Source organism: Methyloceanibacter marginalis (assembly GCF_001723295.1).
Classification (GTDB): domain Bacteria; phylum Pseudomonadota; class Alphaproteobacteria; order Rhizobiales; family Methyloligellaceae; genus Methyloceanibacter; species Methyloceanibacter marginalis.
In genome coordinates this window covers 1-17,341 of record NZ_LPWD01000170.1, presented here as the reverse complement: position 1 = coordinate 17,341, position 17,341 = coordinate 1, and the positions used below count along the sequence as shown (strand labels likewise).

15 protein-coding genes, 1 tRNA gene and 2 pseudogenes are annotated in these 17,341 nt (G+C 64.0%); 8 read left to right on the top strand and 10 right to left on the bottom strand.

Translation table 11 applies throughout. The annotated features are described in order from the left end of the window. The first annotated feature begins 373 nt into the window (after window positions 1-373). The gene (locus AUC71_RS07135) at window positions 374-2,875 is read left to right on the top strand and encodes a lytic transglycosylase domain-containing protein (protein ID WP_083238172.1); all 2,502 of its coding nucleotides are present in this window, start codon (window positions 374-376) and stop codon (window positions 2,873-2,875) included. Window positions 2,876-3,006: 131 nt separating this feature from the next. After that, window positions 3,007-3,894, top strand: a complete 888-nt coding sequence (locus AUC71_RS07130) for an alpha/beta fold hydrolase (RefSeq protein ID WP_069623713.1) — start codon at window positions 3,007-3,009, stop codon at window positions 3,892-3,894. A gap of 91 nt (window positions 3,895-3,985) precedes the next feature. On the opposite strand, the gene AUC71_RS07125 is transcribed toward AUC71_RS07130, so the two are convergent. Next, complete coding sequence (locus AUC71_RS07125; protein ID WP_204376665.1) at window positions 3,986-4,999, bottom strand: hypothetical protein; 1,014 nt, start codon at window positions 4,997-4,999, stop codon at window positions 3,986-3,988. A gap of 285 nt (window positions 5,000-5,284) precedes the next feature. Next, a complete protein-coding gene (locus AUC71_RS17525; protein WP_083238171.1) occupies window positions 5,285-5,425 on the bottom strand; it encodes a DUF3096 domain-containing protein in 141 nt (46 codons plus the stop codon). Between the two features lie 271 nt (window positions 5,426-5,696). Here AUC71_RS17525 and AUC71_RS07120 point away from each other — a divergent pair, with 271 nt between their 5' ends. Continuing rightward, entirely contained in the window at window positions 5,697-6,395 is a 699-nt protein-coding gene (locus AUC71_RS07120; RefSeq protein WP_069623711.1) for a TerC family protein, read from the top strand. Between the two features lie 29 nt (window positions 6,396-6,424). On the opposite strand, the gene AUC71_RS07115 is transcribed toward AUC71_RS07120, so the two are convergent. Then, window positions 6,425-7,432, bottom strand: a complete 1,008-nt coding sequence (locus AUC71_RS07115; protein WP_069623710.1) for a YihY/virulence factor BrkB family protein — start codon at window positions 7,430-7,432, stop codon at window positions 6,425-6,427. 91 nt (window positions 7,433-7,523) lie between these two features. On the opposite strand from AUC71_RS07115, the gene AUC71_RS07110 reads away from it, so the two are divergent. Continuing rightward, window positions 7,524-7,612 (top strand) — tRNA-OTHER (locus AUC71_RS07110). Between the two features lie 22 nt (window positions 7,613-7,634). Further along, window positions 7,635-8,165, top strand: coding sequence for an AAA family ATPase (locus tag AUC71_RS07105; RefSeq protein WP_069623709.1), 531 nt, complete (start codon window positions 7,635-7,637; stop codon window positions 8,163-8,165). Between the two features lie 31 nt (window positions 8,166-8,196). Here AUC71_RS07105 and AUC71_RS21910 read toward each other — a convergent pair whose 3' ends face one another. The 5 genes from AUC71_RS21910 to AUC71_RS07085 form a co-directional block, all read right to left on the bottom strand. Continuing rightward, on the bottom strand, window positions 8,197-8,850 hold the full coding sequence (locus AUC71_RS21910; RefSeq protein WP_280139290.1) for a pentapeptide repeat-containing protein: 654 nt from the start codon (window positions 8,848-8,850) through the stop codon (window positions 8,197-8,199). A gap of 248 nt (window positions 8,851-9,098) precedes the next feature. Further along, window positions 9,099-9,314, bottom strand: a complete 216-nt coding sequence (locus AUC71_RS17520) for a hypothetical protein (RefSeq protein ID WP_083238170.1) — start codon at window positions 9,312-9,314, stop codon at window positions 9,099-9,101. Beyond that, complete coding sequence (locus AUC71_RS19300) at window positions 9,311-9,481, bottom strand: hypothetical protein (protein WP_158007741.1); 171 nt, start codon at window positions 9,479-9,481, stop codon at window positions 9,311-9,313. Before AUC71_RS19300 ends, AUC71_RS17520 begins: the two co-directional genes overlap by 4 nt. 129 nt (window positions 9,482-9,610) lie before the next feature. Next, window positions 9,611-10,375, bottom strand: coding sequence for a TerC family protein (locus AUC71_RS07090; RefSeq protein ID WP_069623707.1), 765 nt, complete (start codon window positions 10,373-10,375; stop codon window positions 9,611-9,613). Beyond that, window positions 10,354-11,145, bottom strand: coding sequence for a CDP-alcohol phosphatidyltransferase family protein (locus AUC71_RS07085; protein ID WP_069623706.1), 792 nt, complete (start codon window positions 11,143-11,145; stop codon window positions 10,354-10,356). Before AUC71_RS07085 ends, AUC71_RS07090 begins: the two co-directional genes overlap by 22 nt. Window positions 11,146-11,151: 6 nt before the next feature. On the opposite strand from AUC71_RS07085, the gene AUC71_RS07080 reads away from it, so the two are divergent. Then, on the top strand, window positions 11,152-11,358 hold the full coding sequence (locus AUC71_RS07080; protein WP_069623705.1) for a hypothetical protein: 207 nt from the start codon (window positions 11,152-11,154) through the stop codon (window positions 11,356-11,358). A 45-nt stretch (window positions 11,359-11,403) separates the two neighbouring features. On the opposite strand, the gene AUC71_RS07075 is transcribed toward AUC71_RS07080, so the two are convergent. Both AUC71_RS07075 and modA read right to left on the bottom strand, forming a co-directional pair. Next, a complete protein-coding gene (locus AUC71_RS07075) occupies window positions 11,404-12,804 on the bottom strand; it encodes an OprO/OprP family phosphate-selective porin (RefSeq protein WP_069623704.1) in 1,401 nt (466 codons plus the stop codon). A 391-nt stretch (window positions 12,805-13,195) separates the two neighbouring features. Further along, window positions 13,196-13,990, bottom strand: coding sequence for a molybdate ABC transporter substrate-binding protein (gene modA / locus AUC71_RS07070; RefSeq protein WP_069623703.1), 795 nt, complete (start codon window positions 13,988-13,990; stop codon window positions 13,196-13,198). 83 nt (window positions 13,991-14,073) lie between these two features. Here modA and AUC71_RS22625 point away from each other — a divergent pair. Next, window positions 14,074-16,732, top strand: a pseudogene (locus tag AUC71_RS22625) (carboxyltransferase domain-containing protein). Then, window positions 16,729-17,341, top strand: a pseudogene (locus AUC71_RS17515) (amidase family protein); the annotation flags it as partial. The pseudogenes AUC71_RS22625 and AUC71_RS17515, both read left to right, overlap by 4 nt.

Here is a 17,341-nt window from a genome sequence, read left to right as displayed (position 1 = left end):
GCATGGTCAAAGCGAAAGCTCCTTGGCGCGGGCGATGTGCTCAGGGATGCGACGGAAATTCGGGCGGACAATAGGGTTTCGGGGATAGCGCGGCAAGCGCACGGAATGCGCCTCGCCGCGCTTTCGGTTAAGGCTGATCGCGGTTCGAAGCTGGGCTGCTGGAATCGCGAAAGTACAAGGGGTGGAATGGCTTACCCTCTGGATCTCACTAGTCTTCTCATTTGTGGATGAGAGATAACAGTCATTTTTCCGCCGGAATCTTTCAGACAGTGTCTGATTTAGGTACACTCAGTGACTTTATTCGTCGCGGCTCCCCGGTCGGGGGACGTCCTGACCGCTAAACGCAGGTCGTAAACCGGTACCGATCGACGACATGAAACGCATACACGCGTACCAACTGTCATTCCTATTCGCCTTGGCGTGCATCGTCCCGGGTTACGCCTTGGCGAGGCCCGAGGCCATTCCCGTTCCCGACCGCAATCCGGAGCGCCCGGCCGTCGTCGAGGACAGCGCGCTTGCGCCCGAGGCGGCAGCGGACCCGCGCACGGCTGAAGCCGCGGAGCCTCCGGAAACCGCTCCTCCGGCAGCGCAGGACGGGGACGACAGCACCGCGAACGTGGCGGCGATCCCCGAGCCCGAACGCAATCCCGAAAAGGACACGATAGACGCCACGGCCGGCCCCGCTGCGCCGGCCGAAGAGGCCGGCGAGGCGACGGCAGAGTCACCGAAGCCGGCAGCTGCCGCCGATGACGGCATGCCTGAAGCAAGCGCCTCGTTCATGCCCGACGTGGTTCCGCCGCCGGAAATGAATCCCCAGCGCGATCCCATGGTCCCGGTCGCGCCAAAGCCCGCGCTCGACTACGCCTCGATCCTGAAGCCGCTTTTGAACTATGAAATAGAGTCCGGCGATGCGAGTCGGCTCCAGTTCGTCATGCGCCATAAGGGCAGCGTCGACGAGACAGCGGCGAAGATCACCGATCCGGCCGTACGCGCTTTCGGGTATTGGTACCGCTACAAGCACAACAAGAGCACTTATCTGGAAGCCGATGCGGTCGAGCAGTTTCGTCTGACACATCCGAATTGGCCGGGCCAAGAGGAATTGCGCGAGAAGGCGGAGACGTCCCTATTCCTCGGCGATACGTCCGCGGAGCAGATCAAATCCTTCTTTGCGCCCTCCGCGCCGCAGACCGGCGCCGGCAAGGCCGCCCTGGCCACAGCCTATCTTGCGGACGGCAAGGAGTCGGAGGCCAAGGCGTTGATTTACTCCGCGTGGCGCGATCACCAGCTCAACGAGGATGTGGAAAAGAAGATCCTCGACAAGTTCGGCGACATGCTGGACGACGAGCATCACCGGGCCCGCATTGACGCGCTGCTCTATCCCGACAAGGCGTCGGCCGCGGGCGCGGCCCTGCGGGTCGCCAAGCTGCTGCCGGAGTCAGAGCGGAAGAAAATCGATGCGCGTATCGCCGTCATCAAGCGCGGTGACAATGCCGGCAAGCTCCTCGATGCGTTGCCGGACGATGCGCTGGAAAGCGATGTCGGCCTGCGCTTCAACAATATCCAGTGGCTGCGGCGCACCAAGGACAAGGAGCAGCGGCTGCGTGCCTGGAAGCTGCTGCTCGATGCGCCGCTCGAGCCTAATATTCTACTCGACCTGAATGAGTGGTGGGAGGAACGGCGGGTCAATGTGCGCGCCGCGCTCAACGACGGCCATCCGCGCACCGCCTATGAGATCGCCGCCAAGCACGGCCTCGCTTCAGGCGACTCGTTCATCGAGGCGGAGTTCTTAGCCGGCTGGGTTGCGCTGCGCTACCTGAACGAGCCGAATACGGCATTGCGCCACTTCCTGGCGTTGCGCAAAGCAGCGACGGACTCGCGCAATATCGCTTTGGGCGAATATTGGCTCGGACGCACGGCGCTCGCATTGGGCGACCGCGGTTCGGCGATCATTCACTTCCACGGCGCGGCCAAGTATCCGCAATATTTCTACGGCCAGCTTGGGCGGCAGGCCCTCGATCCGCGCCCGGCGCGCCTGTCGGTGACCTCGACGCCGCTACCGACTCAAGCGGATATCGACCGCTTCATGGCCCGGGACGCGGTGCGCGCCATGGGCATTGCCTGCGCAATCGGGCACGAATGGCTCACGCCGCAATTCCTCCTCGCACTGTCGCGCACGCTCGACAACGCTGCAGAAGTTGTCTTGCTCGCCGAGTTCGCCAAGGCCCTGGACCGCAGCCAGATGGCACTCCGCCTGTCGAAGATCGCCTTTAACCGGGATCTACCCATGGGCGACTATGCATTGCCCGTGGGGGTGATGCCGGCCTTCAAGAGCCTGCTCGACGAACGGGTCGATCCGGCTCTGGTGCATGCCCTCTCCCGCCAGGAGAGCGAGTTCAATGCCGCCGCTCAAAGCCCGGTCGGTGCCAGCGGGCTGATGCAGTTGATGCCGGCGACGGCACGGAGCGTCGCCAAGCGCTATAATGTTCAGTATTCCCAGTCGCGGCTCACCAATCCAGCGTACAACACGCAGCTCGGCGAAGCCTTTCTCAGTGACATGATCAACAATTACGACGGCTCCTACTTCATGGCGCTGGCCGCTTACAACGCCGGCCCCGGCCGGGTGAAGGAATGGGTGGGGATCTACGGCGACCCGCGCGATCCGGACGTCGATCCTATCGACTGGATCGAACGCATTCCGTTCACCGAGACGCGGCGCTACGTAATCAAGATCATGGAAACGCTTCAGCTCTACCGCTCGCGGCTCGCAGGGCCCGACAATGCCCTTCATTTGGTCCAGGACCTCAATCGCGGGCGCAAGGTCCCCGCCTCGGAGACCGCCTCCGTCGCCACGGTGCCCGTGGCGAGCACCCCTTGAGCAGCGCAGGCCGCTCGGCGGTTGACTTTTCGAGGCTTGTTCCCTCATCAAGTTTGCGGAACACTGCGAGCCCTAGCGCGCCCGGCGTTGCGGGATTGATCTGAAATGCTCCCAAGGTTGGCTGGTTGACGATGCCTGAGCTTGACGGCAAGGCGTGGCGAGACATTTTCTATGAGTCGTTCGACGACCTTCGACTCTATGCGCGCCACTATCCCGCGCCGGACGAGCGCTTCCGGAGCATCCTTTGCTTGCCCGGCCTCACGCGAAACGCCCGCGACTTCCATACGCTTGCCACCTATCTCTCGACCCATCCGGAAAAGCCGCGCAACGTCTATTGTCTCGACTATCGCGGCCGCGGCGGCTCGCAGCACGATTCCAACTGGCGCAATTACGTCCCGTACACCGAGCTCATGGACGTGCTCGACTTCCTCACTGTGCAGGGTCTGCATCGGGTGGGGATCGTGGGCACGTCGCGGGGCGGCATCATCGCCATGATGATGGCGGCGCTCCGCCCGACGGCCATGGGGGCCGTCGTCCTGAACGATATCGGCCCGGTGATCGAGACGCGCGGGCTCGCCCGCCATCGTCAACTATGTGGGCCGCATCCGGTCCCGAAGACCTGGGCCGACGCCGTGCACATTATGCGCGAGATCAACGGACGCGGCTTTCCCGACTTCACCGATGCGCAATGGGACCAGATGGCGCGCGGCGTGTTCGAGGAACGGAAAGGACGGCTTGTGCTCTCCTACGACCGCAAGCTCGCCAAGGCCATCGGCACTGTCGACCTCAGCCGTCCAGTCCCCGATCTTTGGCCCCAGTTCGTCGCCATGGGGCAAATCCCTACCTTCGTGTTGCGCGGCGAGAACTCCGACGTGCTCAGCCCCGAAACGTTGGAGGAGATGGTGGAGCGCCATCCGAACCTGCGGACCATGATCGTGCCCGAACAGGGGCACGCGCCCATGCTCCAGGAGCAAGAGCCAGTCGAGGCGATCGGCGCCTTCTTCGCGGTCAACGATTAACGGCTAGCGGCGTCGCGTAGCGGCGCAAGCGGCGGCAGCTCGCCTTGCGGCCAGCTTCCCTTGATCCGCGCGAACTCCTTGATGCGGGGAATCACGTCTGCGGCCAGGCCGTGGGAGGCCTCGCTTCTTTCCACTTGATGCTCTCGGAGGTGGAAAAGATCTTCGGCAGGTCACGCCGCAATTGATAGGACACGGCGATGGCGGTGCCCTGGTCGGGAGCGACGCCTTCGATGCTGACGGCAAGCCCAGACATCGCGATCTTGCCACGTTCCAGCCGGCTCAGCGCGCGCAGCGCCGCCATGACCGCTTCACCCCAATTCTCCGGCGCACCCGATGCGACTTGCAAACGATCATCGAACCCGGGTCGCGCGAAGAGCTCCCGCGACAGATCGCGAAGCCGCTTGCGCGCATCCTCGCTCGGTACGCTGCCGGCAAGGCTCAAGGCGTTCGCGCCAAGATCGGCGGTGAAGACGAAGGGATCGGCGATCGGCGGGCGTACGTCATCGCCTCTAATGGTCAGACCGGCCGGCAGTGGACCGGCAAGCGCCTTCTTGATCTCAACATAGTCTTCGGCGCTTTTCGCCACGCCCGCCACTTTCAAGTTGGCGTTCGAGAGACGCACGGCGCCGTGCTTCAAATGAGACAGCTGCTTCAAGCTAAAACTCATGGCGCCGAGCCATTGCTCGCGCGGCGGTCCGCCCTCGACCACTTTCAGCTTTTCCTCGACGGCAAGATCGGGGAAATGCGCCTTCACCATGCCGAGCAAAGTCTGACGGTCCTCTTCGGAGGGCACAGCGCCGCGCAGCTTGAGTCCGGACTCGCTACGGCCGGCGAACCACTCATAGGCTTCGCGCTGCTTGTCTTCGGCTCGCGCTTTCCCTTGGGCTTGCGCATTCTCGTCGGCCGCCGCTCGCTGGACGAGGCGCGCATTATCCGCTGCAGCGGAAAGCTGAGCCGCGTCGACGCAGAACGCGCCATGGGCGGCATACGCGCCGCCGGCAAACAGCGTCACCACGAGACCGAGCACGAGCATCGGGCGAAGCGCGAAAATGCGGCCGCCACGGTTCGCGGCTCGCTGTCGCTTGGCTTGCTTAGCCTGCCCCATCACCCGACTGATAACCTTGTCTGTCGCATCGTTGGTTCGAAGCGTTGCTCGATCTGATTGCAATAGGCCACACCTAGACCCATTGGCTCGAAAGCCAGGAAGACTTTGCCATAAGCGCCAGTCGGACGGCTTCCCCCTTGCATGTGAGCATGAAGCGGAAACTATAAGCCATCCCCGAACGCTGTTCCAGGCCGCTCTTCCTTTGCATGATTCTAGACATGCGGCGACACGCCCCAGTCCCTTGGAGCGCGTTTACCTTGCGATCCGGATGCTGAACCCGGCGAACTACTGTAAGTGGTTCACGAGGCCGATAATGCCGATGGCGATGAGATAGATCGCCACGACGTAGTTTAGAATCCGGGGCATCAACAGGATGAGAATGCCCGCGACGAGAGCAATCAATGGGTTCAGCAGAACTGGATCCATGGCTGGCAAGGGTCCCTCTCCCTAGACAGGGCACGATTGGCCCGATTCGTCCGACAGGCAAAAGCATATGCGATCCGTCCGGCCTTGTCCTTCCTTGAAACCCATGGCAGGAGCCATTCCTTAAGTCTTCCAGCCCACTCAAAACCCGGCCCGGAATGACTATATGAGTTGTCTTGCCTTTGCCGCTTTTCGCAGCAATTGGTATCGGCGTCTGGCCGGGTCTGAGGGGACCGGCAAATAGCTCTAGGGGAATCAGGGGGTAAGCCGCGGCATGACTGTGGACGATCCAGTTTTTTGGCTGGCTGTATTACAGATCATCTGGATCGACCTCCTGTTGTCGGGCGACAACGCTGTCGTCATTGCGCTTGCGTGCCGCAAGCTTCCTCCTCACCAGCGCGCCTGGGGCATCGCGCTCGGCACGCTCGTCGCGATCGGTCTGCGTGTGGTCTTCACCGGCTTGGTGACGACGCTCATGACCATGCCCTATGTGAAGCTGATCGGCGGACTCCTTCTCATCTGGATCGCCATCAAGCTGCTCGGCGGCGAAGAGAACAACGGCGAGGGAGAGATCGAATCTTCCTCAAGTCTGTGGCAGGCGGTCAAGATCATCGCTATCGCCGACGCGGTGATGAGCCTCGACAATGTGATCGCCATCGCCATGGCCGCCCGCGGCAGCTACGCGCTCCTGATGTTCGGCCTTGCCGTCAGCATCCCACTGATCATGGCGGGCGCCGCGATCGTTATGAAGCTCTTGGATCGTTTCCCGATCATCGTATGGGCCGGCGCGGCGCTGCTCGGTTGGATCGCCGGCGAGATCATCACCAAGGATCCCCTCATCGCCGGCTATATTGATCCATCCATGGGCCACACGGTCCATTTGGCCGGCGCCGCCTTCGGCGCGGTCTTCGTCCTCGCCGTCGGATTCTTGCGCCGGCACTGGCTGCGGCGCAGCGCGCCTGACCAAGTCTAGACGACGCCTACACCACGCCGGCGCCATCACTATGCATGCGGTTTGGCACTCGCGGGATCCGAATCCACGGCGCTCTTGATCGGCTCCTCGCCCGCCACGTTGTCGGCGACGAAAGCGCCCCGCTGGCCCATCGGCCTTGGCTCGCCGGTCGTCGTATCGTGGACCGTTTGCAGCTCGACCTGGGCGTTGATCTGCGCACCGATCAAGACGATGTAGAACGAGATATAGAGCCAGAAGAGCAGAACGATCACCGCGCCCAGCGATCCGTACATTCTGTCGTAGTTGGCGAAATTGGAGACGTAATACGAGAAGCCGAGTGAGGCGAGCAGCCAAACAAGCGCGGCGAAGACCGAACCGACGGTCACCCACTGCCACTTGGCGTTGCGGCGGCTTGGCCCGAACCGGTAGATTAGCGCCAGCAACGTCAGCGTGAACAGAACGAAGATGGGCCAGCGCAGATACCTGACGAGCGTCGCGTAGGCTTCTGGATGGCCGGCGTCGTCGAACAGGATCGGCACATAGACAATGGCGAACAGCATCGCCACGCCGCCCAAGATGCCGATCAGTGTGTAGCCGATAGCGCTGAGGTAGAAGCGCAAGATGCTGCGGCGCTCCGGCTCGCCATACGCGATGTTGAGCGCGGAGAACATGGCTTGCGTGCCGAGATTGGCGCTCCACAGCGCAATGGCGAGGCTGACGCCGAAGCTTGCGCCCAATGTTTGCCCCGACGTCTCGGCGATCCTGCGGATCTGGTCGATGACGATCTCATAGGCCTGCGGCGGCAGGACGGTCTGAAGGATGCCGAACTGGCGCTCCACCGTGGCGGCGTCCGCTGTCAGACCGTAAAGCGAGATCGAGGCGGTCAGCGCCGGGAAAATGGCGAACAGCGCATAGAAGGCGCAGCCGGCCGACACCACCGACAGATTATCGCGGCTGGCCTTCACCGCCACCCTTTGCACGATCTGCCACCATCCCTTAAGGGGAATGTGATAGGGACGCGTGGCTTGGCGGCCGACAGTGTCTGGGTTGCGGTTCATATCCCCATGAAGGATCGTGGAGCGCCGAAGACAAGCAGATAATGCTCACGCCCTAAGAGCAGGTTTTCTGCGGCGGCGCCAGACTAAGACAGGAGGGGTGGCCGAGTGGTTGAAGGCACCGGTCTGAAAACCGGCAGGCGTGCAAGCGCCTCGTGGGTTCGAATCCCACCCCCTCCGCCAATCGCCGCATGTCCGACGTCCAATGAACCATCTCGTCGTGATTTCCGGCTGTTCCGGCGGCGGCAAGTCGACCTTGCTCGCCGAATTGGCGCGGCGTGGTTACGGGGTCGTGGACGAGCCGGGCCGGCGCATTGTCAGGGACGAACTGGCTAGGAACGGCACCGCACTGCCCTGGATCGACGGCGCAGCCTTTGCGCGCCGCGCGATGTCCCTCGCCCACGCCGACCGCGCCGCTTCGCTGCAGTCCGGCGACTGGGTGTTCTTCGATCGTAGCCTGGTGGACGCCGCGGCGCATCTTCAGCAGCTTACGGGCGAGCCGGTTCTTAAGTCCCTCGCCGAGCCCCGGCTGTATCATCGGTGCGTCTTCCTCGTCCCGCCCTGGCCCGAGATCTACGAGACGGACCCCGAGCGGCAGCACGACTTCACTGATGCCGTCGCCGAATACGAGCGTCTGTTGATCGCCTATCCCGCGCTCGGCTACGGGATAGCCGTGCTGCCCAAGGTCAGCGTGGCGGCGCGCGCCGAAATCATCTTGCACATGCTCGAGGGATAGAGCCCCCGCCTCGCTCCAGCGCCTTCAGCGGCTAGGGTCTGCCCGGATCGTTATAGGACGGCCCGTCCCGATCGCGGCGGCCGAGCCCACGCGGACCGCCAATCAGCCAAGAGACGCGCTCGCCGCCTTGCGGTTGCTCTTCGGTGCGTGCTTCTTCGCCTCGCCGGGGTGCCGGTCGGGCGGCCATCGGCTGACTGTCCATCCTTTGCGAGACCGTCCAGATCAGCGGCCGCTCCACATTCGCCGGCAGCACCGTGGCGGCGTCGCCTTCAGCCTCGTGCAATTGCGCCGTGGTCAGGTTTCGCGCGCCGGCCAGGCTTGCACCGCACAGATTGGCGCCGGCCAGGCGGGCATTGGCGAAATCCACGCCGTCGAGTTGGGCGTCGCTCAGATCGGCCCCGGAGAGATCGGCGCGTTCAAGGCGTGCCTCGCGCAAATCGGCGTCGGCCAGATCGGCGCCGCGCAGATCCGCCCCCGTCAGGGTGGCGAAGCGCAGGAAGGCATGTCGCAACCGCGCATGGGCAAGGTTGATGGGTCCGCCGTTAATGGGGCCCATCTGACGGTCGCCAATGCTGAGCACAACGCCGACGAGATTGGGGAGGATGGATGGGTTCTCGGCCCGCCACTCGTTCCAGGGTCTGGGGCCACGACGTAGAAATTCGACATGTTCGGAATCAGCGGTCACAACGCAACGCCTACAACGCTCAACGCAACACACTCAACGCGACAAATCGTACGAACGAACTTTAAACGACGCGATGTGACAAAACGTAATGGAGGTGATGCGCTGTCCACAAGAGTCCGCGTCTCGTGTGCGCAAGATTTGTGGTCGACTGCCCTCGCCTTGTGCAGAAACGACAAGAGCCGCCCAAAAGGACGGCTCTGTCGTCGAATTTAACTCGTGACTGCGACCGTCGCGGCGCAGCTTAGGGGTCAGCCGCCGATCCGTGCGGTCCCGGAGCGGCCGTCATCGCGAACCCAGCGGACATTGGCGCCCTGACGGGTGAGCTTGTAGCAATACTGCTTGCCGTTCATCCAGCTCGTCCACTTCTGGCAAAGCTGGTCTTCGGCGACCCACCACTTGCCCGAGTCGCTAGAGCCGTCGCCGCGGGAAAAGCTCGCCGCCACCGTGCCCATCTTGCCGGTCATCCGGCCATTGGCCGAATATTGGATCGGCAGCTCGAGCCCGAGACGTTGAGATAGACGGTCTTGCCGCTGATCGCGCTGCGCAGGGCATCGCCCGCGAGCTGCTCGGCGCTGAGAGCTGTTGCCGGAAGGGCGAGCCCCACGGCCAGGAGGAGTGTTCCAGTCTTCATTGCTTCCCCATATTGTCTTGGAACTGACATGAAGGGGATAGCGCCCTCTAAACTTGGTCAATTTGGGGCTAAGCAAAGGGCATTGCGTGACAAAGTTAAGGGGCTTTGCCGCCGGGCGTTCGCCCTCGCTTAACCCTTCGCCGCCCCCTTTACCTTCTTCGCTTCGGCCTGGGTCCTGCGCCGCCTGCGCATGGCCAGCACGTTGATGATCTCCACGCCCGCCGAGAAGGCCATGGCGAAGTAGATATAGCCGCGCGGAATGTGGAAGTGGAAGGCGTCGGCCACCAGGGCGGCGCCAATCAGCAGCAGGAAGGACAGCGCCAGCATCTTGGTGGTCGGGTGGCGTTCGATGAACGCCGATACGGGCCCCGAGGCGAAGTACATGACGGCGATGGCGACCATGACGGCTGCGATCATCACCTCCACGTGCTCGGCCATGCCCACAGCGGTGATGATCGAGTCGACCGAGAACACGAGGTCGATAATGGCGATCTGCACGATGGCCGCAGTCAGCGACTGCACCACGACATTGCCCCCGTTCTCATCATCCTCGCCTTCGATGCCCAGGTGGATCTCTCGCGTGCCCTTCACCAGGAGGAACAGCCCGCCGGCCAGCAGGATCAAATCACGCCACGAGAAAGCATAGTCGCCGACGCTGAAAATCGGCGTCGTCATGTGGATGAACCAGGCGATGAAGCCCAGCATGATCACCCGGAAGACGAGCGCCAAGGACAGGCCGATTCGCCGGGCCATCAGCTGCTGGTCCTTCGGCAGGCGCTGCACCATCACCGAAATGAAGACGACGTTGTCGATGCCGAGCACGATTTCCATCGCGCTCAAGGCCAGGAAGCTCGCCCAGACGGCGGGGTCGGTCAGGAATTCGACGAATGGCATGGGTGTGGAATCTGCGTGGTAGTGGAGCTTATGCCCCGAGCTAATAGCTCAAGATGCCGGACCTGGTCCATCGCCTGTTGTGGCATGACGCCGCGGAGCGCCCGTCCCAGTCCCACGGACGTGAAATAGGCCGCCGTGGCGAGGAGCGCGATCTTGATCCAGAGCGTGGACGGAAACGGATTGGCGACGGCGACAGCTGCCGCGACCGCCCACGCAAGCGCCACGAGGCCCGAGAGGATGCGCAGGCGCACGACCCGGAACGGGTGCACGCAGGGGACCGGCACGAAGGTAAGGAGCACGAGTCCGACCACCACGGCGAGCGCGCCATAGGGGGGCAGGCCCAGCACGAACAGATAGAGCAGCACGATGTTCCAGATGGCCGGGAAGCCGACGAAGTATCCCTCCTCCGTCTTGCTGTCCACGTCGGAGAAGTGGAACAGGCCCGACAGCAGAATGGCGATGGCGGCCGGCAACCTGGACCATTCCGGCAAGAGCGCCGTCTCGGTCAGCACGAAAGCGGGGATCGCCACATAGGTCAGATAGTCGACGATGAGATCGAGGCGTTCGCCGCTGAAGCGCGGCAGCACGGCTTTGACGTCGAAGAGCCGCGCCAGGGGACCGTCGATCGCATCGACGATGAGCGCGATGCCGAGCCAAACAAACATCATCTGCCAGTCGGCCTGATAGGCGGCGCGGAGCGACAGAAGGGCAAGCACGGCACCGATGGCGGTAAGAACGTGAACGGACGCGGCCTGAACGCGGCGGTTCACGAGACCATGTCCCGGCAAGCGTCGGCTCTAGAGGCGGCGCTTGGCCCTTCCAAGCACCATGACGTCATTGCCGCCATCGAATGTCGCCAAACCTTGCTGATGCTTCAATCGCCCCCTCTGGCCATAGAGCAAATCGAGGTCGAAATCGAGTGGTTGGGCCTTGCCCCCAAAAAGGAAAAAGCCGCCGCCCTGGACGGGGCGGCGGCAGTTTAGGCGAAAAGGGGACTATTCTATTTTTTCAGGAGTTCTCGTTTCGGCTTACCAATCGATCTGGGCCCGCATGCCGAAGCCCGTGATGTCGGCGCCGTCGTTGACGCCGCCTTCGATCTCCGACTGCGTGACGTTGAACTTCAGCGCCGTGTAGTCGGTCAGCCACCAGTTGAGGCCGATGAGCCAGGTCTTCTGCTCGCCGCACTCTTCACACATGACGGCGTTGGGAGCCCCCGAGGCGTTGATGGCGGCTGCGCCATCGCTGAGGTCGATGACGTCGTACTTGCCCGCGAGCTGCCAGGCGCCCCAGCCACCGCTACCCCCATAGACGGGATTCTTCGGCTTGACGCGGCCGAACGCACCTTCGTCAGCCTCGTAATTCCGCATATCGTCGGTCAGGAACACGCTGCCTTCGATATACCAGCCGTTGTAGGTGGGTTTCACGCCAGGGGCGATGCCCGGCGCAACGTTCGTCTCGAGCTGTGCGTACTCGCCTTGTACCGAAAAGCGCTTGTACACGGCGGCGCCTTCGAGAACGAACATGTCGTCGTTCTCGCCGATGAACGGCGTCTGCACGAACCGGTCGGCGAGATGGAGATCCGCGGCCCGAGCCCGATAGCGGAAGAGTTCCGCAAAGCCCGTTTCGTCCGACGTACCGGCGTCGCGATGACGATAGTTGGCGCCCAAGTGGACGACGGTCGTGTCGTTGTTGATCGGCGCCACGGTACCACGGACCGAGAACGTTGATTCGCTGTCGAACCACGTTTCCTGGTTGCTGGTGTTGCCGCCGAAATAGCCGGTCTGGAACGACCAATGTTCGTCACCGGCCCATACGCCAGTACCGATCTGGCGGTCGATGCCGAAGGCCTCGATGAACGCGGACCGCTCCATGAAGGTGATAAACCGCGAGCTCGTCATGTCTTCCAGCGAGTTGGCGGTCTTGAACTGACCGATGAGGATTTCCGACTTCTCCCAATCGGCCCAGTTGGCGTACGCGATATAGGCGTCCTTGACCTCCGACGCGTCGCCCGCGAAGTCGACCTCGAACTTGTACTTCCAGTCGTAGTAGACGACACCCTCGACGCCGAGACGCGCACGGCGAAGTTCGACACCGTTGACGTTCGGCTCGCCGGTGATCGCCTCGTCCTGATCGATGGAGTTGAAGTCCCCCATCAAGCGGCCGCGGACCTTGAACTTGAACTTGCCGTCGCTGCTGGACAGCTCGGGCGCCCCCTTCCACTTGACCTTGAGATCAAGGTCGCTACCGCCGGAGCCAGACGATGCCTTGGCGGAAGCCGCCTCGGATTTGGCCTGGTTCACTTGACGCTGAAGCTCTTGCATCTGAGCCTGCATGGCGCGCATCTGCGCCTGAAGCTCCTCCATGCTCGCTGCCTTCGCGGCCGGGCTGCCCGACACGAGAAGACCGAACGCGCTAGCGCCGGCGAGCAAATAGAGACTGGTTTTCTTAGTCCCCCGATCATGACCCCTCTCCACTCTGTTAAAGTGTTGCGTGTTTTGTTAATCAGCTCAGTTGTTTAGGAGAATTCGTTGTCTCCCGTTGAAAGCCGTTCCGCCGCGTTTCCGCGACCGAGCCATACCGTTCTATTTCCTGGGCAATGACGCGCTTGTGACAGTCCGACGACGCTGGGGATTTCGTGGTCCACTGTTGCGGATAGGCCACGGTACGCAGTGCTTGCGGATTGCACGTGAACGGCAACCCAGCGGTCGGCAACTCACTCTAGGCTTCTGAGAAAGCAGCAGAATGCTGTTTCGGACGGTCGTCCCCGGGATTCTCGCCGGGAATGCCGAAGAGGGCTTCCGGGCGGGAGCGCACGCGGCCTTAGGGCGTGGCCGGCACGACCGAGAAGCCGTGCGCCTCGAATCGTGACGCCGCGTCGGGCCCGCGCAGATATGCCAGGAAGGCTCCGGTGCTCGATGATGTCGCCGCCTTGAGCTTTGCCGCCGGGTAGACGATCGGCGGATGGCTGTTTTCGGGGAACGTGCCGAGGACCCTGACGTTCGGGTCCGCTTTGGCGTCGCTCGCATAGACGATGCCGAGCGGCGCCTCTCCGCGCGAGACAAGCCGCAGGGCCGCGCGAACGTTCTCGGCTTGCGCGAGTTTGTCTTTAACCTCGCCCCAGACGCCCAAGCTCTCGAGCGCCGCCTTGCCATATCGGCCCGCGGGCACCGCATCCACGCCGGCAATCGCCAGCCGTCCGTCGCCAAGAAGGTTCGACAGGGGGAAGCCCGGCCCGATCGTGGCGGTCAGCGCCGAGCCCCTTGGGGCGATCAGGACGAGCTGGTTCGATAGGAGATCGAAGCGGCTCCCGGGCTCGATCAGGTTGCGCTCGGCCAGATAGTCCATCCAAGCCTGATCGGCGGAAATGAATATGTCCGCCTCGGCGCCCTGCTCGATTTGCTTTGCCAGGGCGGAGGTCGCCGCATAGGAGATCACAGGCTTTTCGCCGGACTTCTCCTGCCAATCGGACGCCACGGCATCGAGGGCGTTTTTCAGGCTCGCGGCCGCGAACACGGTCGGGCTTTCGTCGGCGGCCGGAAGATGCTGCGGGCTGGCCGCCAGGCACACAGCCAGGAGAGCCGTCCGGCCACACCAAAACTTGAGAGTCTTGAGCATTTCTCCGCCCCGCCAGACAAGGCCGTGCTTTCCGAAGCGGGCTACGCTATGACCGCCGCAAGATAAAGGCCGCAGGACGACGCATGGGCAAGCCCACCTCCCCTGTAGACGATTTCGATGTTGCCGTGGTCGGCGCCGGTCCCGCAGGCACCGCCGCGGCGCTCGCACTCGCGCATGTGGGGGCCAAGGTCGCGCTGATCGGGCCGCCGCCGCCAAAAGCGGAAACCGCACGTCCGGAAACGCGCACGGCGGCGCTGCTGACGAGCTCCGTCGATCTCCTGAAGCGCCTGAACGTTTGGGAGGCGCTCGGGCCCCACGCCGCGCCCCTGAAGGCCATCCGCATCGTCGATGCCTCGCGCAGCCTCTTGCGCTCGCCCGACATCGCGTTCGAGGCGCAAGAGCTCGGACTTGGAGCCTTCGGCTACAATGTCGCCAACACGGTGCTCAACGAGGCGCTCTATGCGCGCGCGCAAGATGCTGTTGCGCAAGTCATTCCCGAAAGCGTTGCGGCCATTGCGATCGGCGACCGCGCGGCGGAACTCAGCTTAAGCGAGGGCAGCACCCTTACGGCAAGACTTGTCGCGGGCGCGGACGGACGCCAGTCCCTTTGCCGCGACGCGGCGGGCATCGAGACGACGCTGTCGGGCCCCACGCTCAAATTCAACACCGATACCGTCGTCGCGCTGGGCGGCGCGGAGCTTACCGCCACTCTCGACGCCGAGCCCGTGCCCTATTGGCAGGCCGTCCCGGTCAAGACGGGGCAGGTGCTGAAGCTGGGCGGCGTTCAAGGCCCCGGCACGCGGGCCTATATCGCCGTGCGCGGCGGCATCGACGTGCCACTCTATCTGGGCAGCCGGTCGACCTTCACGCTCGGCAAGTTCGGCGGCCACGCGGGACGCGTCTGATGACGGGCGACGTGCTGCATATCGGCGCCGCGCCCGCCGGCAAGCAAGTGGCGTCGCTCGATGACGCGCTGAAACCGCAGCTCACCCATGCCTGGGACATCGGCGTGCTCTACGGGCCCACGGTGCGCCGGACTTCTTCGCGCCCGGCTATATCGACACCTTGTTCGCCGCGGACTGGGAGGTGCATTACAACTCCAATCCGACGGGCGTTCGGCTGATCGGTCCGAAGCCGGTCTGGGCGCGGCTCGACGGCGGCGAGGCGGGGCTTCATCCCAGCAACATTCACGACAACGCCTACGCCATCGGCAGCATCGATTTCACCGGCGACATGCCGGTCATCCTCGGGCCCGACGGCCCCTCGCTCGGCGGCTTCGTCTGCCCCGCCACCATCGCGCAGTCCGAGCTGTGGAAGATCGGTCAGCTCCGTCCCGGCGACACCGTGCGCTTCACGCGGCTTACCCCGGAGGAGGCGGCGCTGCGGCTGGCCAAGCAGGATGCCGAGTTCGCGACGCTCAAGCCCGAGACATCGCCGCGCACCCTGCACGAGAATTTCGGCGCCGACGATTGCATCGTGGCGTCGCGCGAGGCCGACGGCGACCGGCCCTGCGTCGCCTATCGCCGCGCGGGCGATGCCTATCTCCTGATCGAATACGGCCCCATCGTGCTCGACATGGGCTTGCGGCTCCGGGCCCACGCGCTGATGCAGGCCGTCGGCCGGGCGGTAGAATCGAACGAGCTCGCCGGCATCGTCGATCTGACGCCCGGCATCCGTTCGCTGCAGATCCACTACGACCCGCGCGTGCTTGCGCTCGAGGATCTGGTCGCAGCGCTGCAAGCCATGGACGACGATCTCGGGGATCTCGCCGGCATCGAGGTGGACTCCCGCCTCGTGCGGCTGCCGCTGTCGTGGGACGATGCCGCCGTCCAGGCCACCATCGACAAATATATACGCGGCGTGCGCGCCGATGCGCCGTGGTGCCCCTCCAATATCGAGTTCATTCGCCGCATCAACGGCCTCGACACCGCCGACGACGTGAAGCGCATCGTGTTCGGCGCGACCTATCTCGTGTTCGGCTTGGGCGACGTCTATCTCGGCGCGCCCGTCGCCTCGCCCATCGACCCGCGCCACCGGCTCGTCACCACCAAATACGACCCCGCCCGCACCTGGACGCCGGACAATGTCGTCGGCATCGGCGGCGCCTATCTCTGCGTCTACGGCATGGAGGGGCCGGGCGGCTATCAGCTGTTCGGGCGCACCTGCCAGATGTGGAACACCTATCGCGTGACGGGCGCGTTCGAGCCCGGCAAGCCCTGGCTCCTGCGCTACTTCGATCGCATTGAGTTCTATCCCGTCTCGGGCGACGAGCTTCTCGATTTCCGTGATGCATTCTTGGAAGGCAAGCGCGAGGTCGAGATCGTTCCGGGCCGCTTCCGCCTCGCGGACTATCGCGCCTTCGTCGCAGAGCACGCCGACAGCATTGCCGCCTTCAAAGCGCGTCAGCAGGCGGCGTTCGACGCCGAGCGCGCACGTTGGCAGGAAGCGGGCGCGGTCTGGAACGGAGGCCCCGCCGATGTGGGGCCGGCCGCCGAGGAGGCGGCACTGCCCGAGGGCGCGATTGCGGTCGAAAGCCCGGTGCCCGGCAGCGTCTGGAAGATCCTCGTCGAGCCGGGCCGTGCCGTCATTGAAGGCGAGGCGCTGATCGTCGTGGAGTCCATGAAGATGGAGATCAATGTCTGCGCGCCGTGGTCGGGCGTCGTGCGCGAGGTGCGCTGCGCCGAGGGCCGCGCCGTGCAGCTCGGCCAGGCCCTGGTCATCATGGCGGAGCCAAGCGCATGACGCGCGCGCCGGCCGGACTCTCGCTCGACATCGCCACTCTCGAACGCCTCTACGCCGCAGGCGAGACAAGCCCGGAAAATGTCATCCGCGAAGTCTATGCGCGCATCGCGGCGCGGGGCGTTCTGCCGGATTGGATCACGCTTGTCGAAGAGGACGCGGCTCTCGAGCGCGCGCGCCATGCGCCCCACGGTCCCCTCTACGGCATACCGTTCGCGGTGAAGGACAATATCGACGCCGCTGGACTGCCCACGACCTGCGCCTGTCCGGCCTTTGCTTACACGGCGGAGCGCTCCGCACGGTGGTGGACCTGCTGGAGCAGGCGGGCGCGATCCTGATCGGCAAGACAAATCTCGATCAATTCGCCACGGGGCTGAACGGCACCCGCTCGCCCTATGGCATTACGGCGAGCACGTTCGACCCCGCTCATATCTCCGGCGGATCGAGCTCCGGCTCGGCGGTGGCCGTCGCGGCGGGTCTGGTGTCGTTCGCGCTCGGCACTGACACCGCGGGGTCGGGGCGGGTGCGCGCGCCAACATCTCTCGGCCTCAAGCCGACCAAAGGCCTCATCAGCACCCATGGTGTGGTGCCGGCCTGCCGCACCCAGGACGC

Excerpts from the sequence above, each read along its gene's own strand:
- AUC71_RS07125 (WP_204376665.1), bottom strand. The coding sequence starts at position 4,999 with ATGGGGCAGGCTAAGCAAGCCAAGCGACAGCGAGCCGCGAACCGTGGC.
- AUC71_RS07115 (WP_069623710.1), bottom strand. The coding sequence starts at position 7,432 with ATGAACCGCAACCCAGACACTGTCGGCCGCCAAGCCACGCGTCCCTAT.
- AUC71_RS07080 (WP_069623705.1), top strand. The coding sequence starts at position 11,152 with ATGTCCCGGCAAGCGTCGGCTCTAGAGGCGGCGCTTGGCCCTTCCAAG.
- AUC71_RS07105 (WP_069623709.1), top strand. The coding sequence starts at position 7,635 with ATGAACCATCTCGTCGTGATTTCCGGCTGTTCCGGCGGCGGCAAGTCG.
- AUC71_RS07135 (WP_083238172.1), top strand. The coding sequence starts at position 374 with ATGAAACGCATACACGCGTACCAACTGTCATTCCTATTCGCCTTGGCG.
- AUC71_RS17520 (WP_083238170.1), bottom strand. The coding sequence starts at position 9,314 with ATGACCGGCAAGATGGGCACGGTGGCGGCGAGCTTTTCCCGCGGCGAC.
- AUC71_RS17525 (WP_083238171.1), bottom strand. The coding sequence starts at position 5,425 with ATGGATCCAGTTCTGCTGAACCCATTGATTGCTCTCGTCGCGGGCATT.
- AUC71_RS07130 (WP_069623713.1), top strand. The coding sequence starts at position 3,007 with ATGCCTGAGCTTGACGGCAAGGCGTGGCGAGACATTTTCTATGAGTCG.
- modA (WP_069623703.1), bottom strand. The coding sequence starts at position 13,990 with ATGCTCAAGACTCTCAAGTTTTGGTGTGGCCGGACGGCTCTCCTGGCT.
- AUC71_RS07120 (WP_069623711.1), top strand. The coding sequence starts at position 5,697 with ATGACTGTGGACGATCCAGTTTTTTGGCTGGCTGTATTACAGATCATC.
- AUC71_RS19300 (WP_158007741.1), bottom strand. The coding sequence starts at position 9,481 with ATGAAGACTGGAACACTCCTCCTGGCCGTGGGGCTCGCCCTTCCGGCA.
- AUC71_RS07090 (WP_069623707.1), bottom strand. The coding sequence starts at position 10,375 with ATGCCATTCGTCGAATTCCTGACCGACCCCGCCGTCTGGGCGAGCTTC.